A 6,000-nucleotide genomic window follows, 5' to 3' on the forward strand; every position below is an offset into this window, starting at 1 on the left:
GAGGGCGTACTGCGTATCATTAAAAATGTGATTGCAGTATGCCTTTAATATATGGGAAGAAATAGTAGTGTAAAAACTGTTGATTGATATGGAAATATTTCGATAGTTTTGATATGCAAATGGAGAGTATTATGATAAAAGGACATAAGAAAGCACGAAAGTGTACAAAGAAAAGCATCGGCGGATTGCCACACAATAAAAAGTGTATCGTGAGGAAGTATGAACTTCTAAACGATACACTTTTTTTAATGTCGAATTTAGAGGTATTGCGTATTTTTGTCAATCTTTTTGTCGGTAACTTGCTGTTCTGGATTGCGGTCAAGATACTGGTTGAGGTTATCCAGTTTTCGGTTCAGGTCAGCGGCTTCTCTCTCAGCAGATTTATAGGTTTTCTGTAAAGTCTGCTTCTTGGAATAGAGGGTATTATAGTCGCTGCGGAGCTTTTCAACATCAAGATTTTTGGTATCAATGCCAAAGCGTTTCAGCATATTTTCCGCACCGTCATGGAGGATAAGCTCTGTTTCATGGCAGCGTAGGTAGGCATCTTTATCCTTAGATTTTTTGTAGCGTACATGATAGATATGGTTGGCTTTGTATTGTTCCGCATACTTTAAAATCTGCCCTAAATCTTTTAGCTGGCGCTCGGTTTCCACAAGGCTTTCACGGGCTGTTTTTGCCAGTGCGGACTTGGTGGCAACCTGCTTTTCAAGCTCTGCAATGGAGCCTGCCTGACTGTAGCTTGCAGCAGCAATTTTAAGGTTCTGAATATCAGCCCAATGTTTTAAGCCGGGGCTTTGTGCGAACTTATCCTCGGTGGTGTCAATGAGATTTTTCCTTGAATAATCTTTGACAATGGGCTTCTTTCTGGTCGGAAATGGTACATGCTTTTTATCCTTTGTAAGTGCCTTTTCCTCGATGCGTTTCTTGATGCGTTCTTTGGTGTACTCTGCGCCTAAAGACTTTGCACTGCCACGGATAAAACGCTCTTTGTCTAGAGGACGGAATGAGATAAATTTGTGTGCGTTTTCTTCGAAGCCGCTGCCCTTGACCTCGTAACCTTTTGCCCGGATCAGCTCAATACAGTCTTCATAAGTTGCGGCGTTTTTTATAGCTTCGTCAATGTCGGCTTTTAACTGTTCTTTCCATGCAGAACCGTTTTTGCCAGCCTGCCATTCCTTGTAAGTTTTGCCCCGTTTTTCTCCCGGAGTGATAATGGAAAGTTCATGCTCCCGACAGAGGTTATCGCTTAGGCTGCGGATGTTATAATAGGTCTTTTTACAGTCATGATATTTCTCATGGTTGATGTTATCAGCGGCGCAGAAAATGATGTGATTGTGGACGTGTCCTTTATCTATATGTGTGCTGACAACGTAAGAGTATTTCCCCTCTAAAAGTTTGTCTGCAAGCTCCACGCCTATTTGGTGGGCTTCCTTATAAGAAACCTCGCCGGGAAGAAAAGACTGTATCAGGTGATAGGCTTTATTTGGATCGGACTGTTTGGTTTTTGACAGCGCAAATTTGAAATCATATGCAGCGGTTTCGGGACTGCACCCATAAGAGGAAATCAGTATGCCCTCATCGGTTTTGTCGGGGTTGCAGATGTAGTCTACTGCTTTATGGACGGTTGCCGTGATAGCATGGATTTTTGTGTATGCCATACCTTTTGCATCAGCTCCTTTACTTCTTTTACATCGGCTTCATATATGTTGCCTGTGGCATTCATACGCTTTGCAATCTGGTTTAAGTTGTTTCCGATTTTTGCAAGCGTAGAGTTGTATTCCCGCAGCTCTGTATAGTCAATGTCATAGACATAACCATATATGATTAAATGCCGCAGGAAAGAGGATTTGTCTTTCATTCCTGATGCTTTCTGCTTTTGCGTGAGGATATAATCTTCGTTCTCGTTTAGATAAATCTGGATAGGAATTTTGCGTTCTCTGTTTGGCATTTTGAAGTTCCTTTCTTGCAATAATGTTAAAAAAATACAGTCGGTTATGCCGTATCCGGCGACTGGTTTTTTGGCAAAATCTGTCAGCGATGTGTAAGCTGGCACAGCGGCTTTTGCGCTTTTAGGGGGACAGGGGGATATGCCCTCTGCAAGCCAATTTCTTCAAGTTTCCACTTGTAAGAAACTTGGGGAAATTGAAGCCCATGTCATGACATGGGCAGTGCTTGCTATTCTTGTGCAAACTGCCCGTAGGGAGTTTGCGTGTTGTACGAGCTTAGGCGAGTGTCTTACAACACATAAGGGCGTTACCGCCCGTCTTTTGTAAAGTCTTTCTGTATTTGGGCTGTAAGAGGATTACTTTGGCAAATAAAAAACTGCCACAACCAGAACAGGGCAGAATTACCCTGCTTTGGCTCATAGCAGTTTGAGTGTACTTTTAAGAATTCATGATTTTATCCACTAAAAATTTTAACAAGCGGCAGGGGAAAAGTCAACAAAAGATGGCAGGAAAAACGAAAGGTTTGATATAGAGGCTGTCAAAACAGTAAAGCCAAACAGCACTGAAAAAAATTTTTTTAAATTATTTTTTTGAATAAGACGGGTTTTGTCGGGTTCGTTTTTTACAATAGAATTTGAAATTTAGCAGAAGGGGGGTGAAGCATGAATACGACTAACCGCAGAACGGAAATTATGAATATTCTGATTCTACGGCGGCATACAACGGCGAGGGAACTGGCAGACGAACTTGGTGTCACTACCCGCACAATACAGAGAGATATTCAGGCTTTATCCCCCGGCTTCCCGGTCTATACAAAGCAGGGTGGAGATGGAGGAATTTATATAGGGGACGATTACAAGCCATATGTGAATACTCTTTCCGCTGACGAGTTAGATACATTGTGCGAGATTTACAGACAGGCAGAGGGCGTACATAAGAAAATTTTGTTGCAGATTTTACATAAATACGGACCCGATAAGCTGGAGATTTAACCTTGTCATTCCGCTAAAGCACATAATCTTTACAGAACCGTTCATAGCAGACGGAGAGTGCTTATGTGCTTTTTGGGCTGACAAGTCCAGAAATGATTTTATCCAAAACGGACAGAAAATTTTGTCCAGGTGTACCTTGAAAATTGAATATGCAAATACATACGGGACGTGTGGGATATGCGGAGCCGCTATGCGGACACGCCAAGAGCTGCCTGCTTTCATTTTTGTGTGAAAGTGTATGCGAGGGAATATTGAAATCTGGTATTGAAGCTAAGGCAGTGAGCGATGAATGTCTGGCAAAAAGTGTAGCAGTTACATGAGGCAATGAGGCATATCTTTGATAATGATACTTCCGGTTTTTCCGGTCAATATAGAATGACGGTGCGATACCGATGTGGACAGTGTAATGAGCTGTCACCCGTATGTGTTTTTTTAATATCTTCCAATAAAAGCATATCCTAATTATTGGCTGTGTTTTTATTGGCAGATATGCCAAAACCATAGCAAGAGAAAAGGAACAATCTTTAGGAAAGAGGTGGAGAATGGAGGCTAAAATAAAGAAGAAAGAGTTTATAAGATATGACGAGGGGGCGGAACGGTATTCGATGAGTAAGCACAGTTTTATGAAACTTGCGCAGGAAGCTCGTGCCGTGTATAAAATCAACAGAATTACCCTTGTAAGCGTTCCAATCTTTGAGGAGTATTTGGAATCTTTTCGGGTGTAGACAAGTAAGCAGGATGAAGGCAATTTTTTTGTGCGCCAAAAAGTATTGACTTTACGGCGCACAAGTAGTATTGTAATGATAGGATTGTGAAGGGAGGCTGACAGCGGATGGCAAAAATGGGCAGACCAAGATTGGAAAATCCGAGAAGTGAGCGTGTTTTTATCCGCCTCACGAAAGATGAGCATACAGATGTAAGAGAGTATGCTGCCAACCATAATCTTACCATAACACAGATATTCGTTCAGGGCTTCAAAAAGCTGCGTGAGCAGGAGAATGAGGAACAGAACGGGTAAATGGCATTGTGGCTTCTTCCTGCGGTAAAGGAAGGTGGTGCATTATGTCAAAATCACGAAAAGATTCAAAAGGCAGAATACTTAGGAAAGGGGAGGGACAGAGAAAAGACAAACGTTATATCTATCAGTACACAGACCCGAATGGGAAAAGGCACGTTTTATATGCAAACGATCTGCTCGAACTGAGGGCGAAGGAAGATGAACTGGAGCGTGAACGGCTGGAGGGAATAAAGGGATATGCCAGAGGAAAAATGACACTCAATCAGCTTGTGGAGAAATATTTAGCAACGAAATATGACTTGAAAATAAGCACCAGATTGAGATACGAGCGTACATATGAGGCATACGCAATGGATAATATCGGGAAAAGACTGATTAACGATATTAAATATTCCGATATACGGTTCTTTTATTATACGCTGCTGCGTGAGAGAAATATCAAGATAGGAACTGTTGATTCTATTCATTCCGTCCTGCACCCTGCATTTCAAATGGCGGTCAGAGATGATTTGATACGCAATAACCCGACAGACGGGGTAATGGCAGAGGTTAGGAAAAAACATGGAAATGATGCCGTAGTAAGACACCCATTGACTATTGAACAGCAGCGGGCATTCCTAAGTTTTACAGAAAAGAGTTATACATGGAAAAGATGGATGCCCTTATTTACGTTTCTTTTTGGAACCGGATGCCGGATCGGAGAAGCACTCGGACTGCGTTGGGAGGATTTGGACTTTGAGAATAAGACCATTACTATAATCCATTCACTGGGGTATGTGCAGCATAATGGAAGCCGTGAAGTGTTTCTTTCCTCGCCCAAAACGGAGGCTGGCAAGCGTACCATACCAATGGTAGATGCTGTGGAAAAAATGCTTAAGAACGAGCGCCTGAAGCAGCAGAATAATAATATTACTTCATGCACGATTGACGGTTTTAGCGGGTTCGTCTTTGTTGATAAAAATGGAAAGATTTCCTGTTATCAAGATATTAACAAAGCAATCAAGAGAATTTCAAAGGCTTATAATGCTTATGAAACTGTCCGAGCAGAACAGGAGGAAAGGGCTGCTGTGTTACTTCCGTATTTTACCTGTCATTATATCAGGCACACGTTCTGTACAAGGCTCTGTGAGCATGAAACGAATTTGAAAGTAATTCAAAGTATCATGGGGCATACCAGCATTAAGACAACGATGGATATTTACGCAGAAACGACGGAAAAAAAGAAACAGGAAACATTTGAAACTTTACAAAACAATAACGTGTTTTTTTAGGAAAAAGTCCGTGAGTGGATTCGTTCCTGACACATACCTTGAGTACATCAAATTTACATCAAACTAATGCTGCTTGGTGGACTAATGTGGACTGAGCAGCGATTGAAAAAGTATCGAGAAAAGGCGGAAATAAGCCGATTTAAGCCATTTGGACATGAAATTAGATGGCGTGGCTACAAAATGGCAACAGAAAATCAGCAAGCCATAATAAATGATGTAATTGATGTAAAAATGGGTGTGTATTTGCATAAAACTTAAACAAATACAGTTAATAACAACAAAGAACACGCCGAGTTCGCATTTTCCCTGGCGAAAAAGAAAAAATAAAAAAATGTCGAAATATAGTTGACATATTAATATTTAAGTGTTAGTATGATCAAGTTGGCATTGAAAAGAGCCAAAACAAAATACGGAGAAAATAGTGAATAGACAATTTTCTCGAAAATAATTTAAAAAAGTTGTTGACAGACAGCGAAAGATGTGATAATCTATTAAAGCTGTCGCAGAAAACAACAGCAGAGAACCTTGATAACTGAACAGTGAAATAACCTTGAAAGATTTTGAGAATCAATGAGAAAAGTTGGATTGAGGGTTATGCAGCGTGACAAATTTTATTTGTCTAAGCGGCAGAAACCGAAAGACTATTTGGCGAAGCCAAATCAGCGAGAAGAAGCAAAGCGGATTCGAGCTGGCTTTTCGCAAAACAAAACGAACAAGGCAAGAGATGCAACCTAAAACAGTAAACACTATGAAAATAGTGAGGACAAGGAAAA

8 protein-coding genes are annotated in these 6,000 nt (G+C 41.0%); 6 read left to right on the plus strand and 2 right to left on the minus strand.

Translation table 11 applies throughout. From position 1 onward, the window contains the following. Nucleotides 1–257: 257 nt before the first annotated feature. Both D7Y06_RS14390 and D7Y06_RS14395 read right to left on the minus strand, forming a co-directional pair. The gene (locus tag D7Y06_RS14390) at nt 258–1,658 is read right to left on the minus strand and encodes a relaxase/mobilization nuclease domain-containing protein (protein ID WP_120408471.1); all 1,401 of its coding nucleotides are present in this window, start codon (nt 1,656–1,658) and stop codon (nt 258–260) included. Then, nucleotides 1,607–1,948 carry a MobC family plasmid mobilization relaxosome protein gene (locus D7Y06_RS14395; RefSeq protein WP_120408472.1) on the minus strand — a complete coding sequence of 114 codons (342 nt, stop codon included), beginning with the start codon at nt 1,946–1,948 and terminating at the stop codon, nt 1,607–1,609. The genes D7Y06_RS14390 and D7Y06_RS14395 overlap by 52 nt, the downstream gene beginning before the upstream one ends. Nucleotides 1,949–2,608: 660 nt before the next feature. On the opposite strand from D7Y06_RS14395, the gene D7Y06_RS14405 reads away from it, so the two are divergent. The 6 genes from D7Y06_RS14405 (at nt 2,609) to D7Y06_RS25995 (ending at nt 5,485) form a co-directional block, all read left to right on the plus strand. Continuing rightward, entirely contained in the window at nt 2,609–2,938 is a 330-nt protein-coding gene (locus D7Y06_RS14405) for a helix-turn-helix transcriptional regulator (protein WP_120408474.1), read from the plus strand. Between the two features lie 143 nt (nt 2,939–3,081). Continuing rightward, nucleotides 3,082–3,258, plus strand: coding sequence for a hypothetical protein (locus D7Y06_RS25990; RefSeq protein ID WP_158591377.1), 177 nt, complete (start codon nt 3,082–3,084; stop codon nt 3,256–3,258). 222 nt (nt 3,259–3,480) lie between these two features. Next, nucleotides 3,481–3,663: a DUF6462 family protein gene (locus tag D7Y06_RS14410; protein ID WP_120408475.1), complete on the plus strand. Its 183-nt coding sequence runs from the start codon at nt 3,481–3,483 to the stop codon at nt 3,661–3,663. Nucleotides 3,664–3,770: 107 nt separating this feature from the next. Continuing rightward, nucleotides 3,771–3,956, plus strand: coding sequence for a CopG family transcriptional regulator (locus D7Y06_RS14415; RefSeq protein WP_120408476.1), 186 nt, complete (start codon nt 3,771–3,773; stop codon nt 3,954–3,956). Nucleotides 3,957–4,000: 44 nt separating this feature from the next. After that, nucleotides 4,001–5,227, plus strand: coding sequence for a site-specific integrase (locus tag D7Y06_RS14420; protein ID WP_120408477.1), 1,227 nt, complete (start codon nt 4,001–4,003; stop codon nt 5,225–5,227). Between the two features lie 84 nt (nt 5,228–5,311). Further along, nucleotides 5,312–5,485, plus strand: coding sequence for a hypothetical protein (locus tag D7Y06_RS25995; RefSeq protein WP_158591378.1), 174 nt, complete (start codon nt 5,312–5,314; stop codon nt 5,483–5,485). The last annotated feature ends 515 nt before the right edge of the window (nt 5,486–6,000 follow it).

The organism is Roseburia sp. 1XD42-69, assembly GCF_003612565.1.
Lineage (GTDB): Bacteria > Bacillota > Clostridia > Lachnospirales > Lachnospiraceae > Roseburia_B.

Bases quoted from the DNA above. Each gene is read 5' to 3' on its own strand.
- D7Y06_RS14390 (WP_120408471.1), bottom strand. From the start codon at position 1,658: ATGGCATACACAAAAATCCATGCTATCACGGCAACCGTCCATAAAGCA.
- D7Y06_RS14395 (WP_120408472.1), bottom strand. From the start codon at position 1,948: ATGCCAAACAGAGAACGCAAAATTCCTATCCAGATTTATCTAAACGAG.
- D7Y06_RS14405 (WP_120408474.1), top strand. From the start codon at position 2,609: ATGAATACGACTAACCGCAGAACGGAAATTATGAATATTCTGATTCTA.
- D7Y06_RS14410 (WP_120408475.1), top strand. From the start codon at position 3,481: ATGGAGGCTAAAATAAAGAAGAAAGAGTTTATAAGATATGACGAGGGG.
- D7Y06_RS14415 (WP_120408476.1), top strand. From the start codon at position 3,771: ATGGCAAAAATGGGCAGACCAAGATTGGAAAATCCGAGAAGTGAGCGT.
- D7Y06_RS14420 (WP_120408477.1), top strand. From the start codon at position 4,001: ATGTCAAAATCACGAAAAGATTCAAAAGGCAGAATACTTAGGAAAGGG.
- D7Y06_RS25995 (WP_158591378.1), top strand. From the start codon at position 5,312: ATGTGGACTGAGCAGCGATTGAAAAAGTATCGAGAAAAGGCGGAAATA.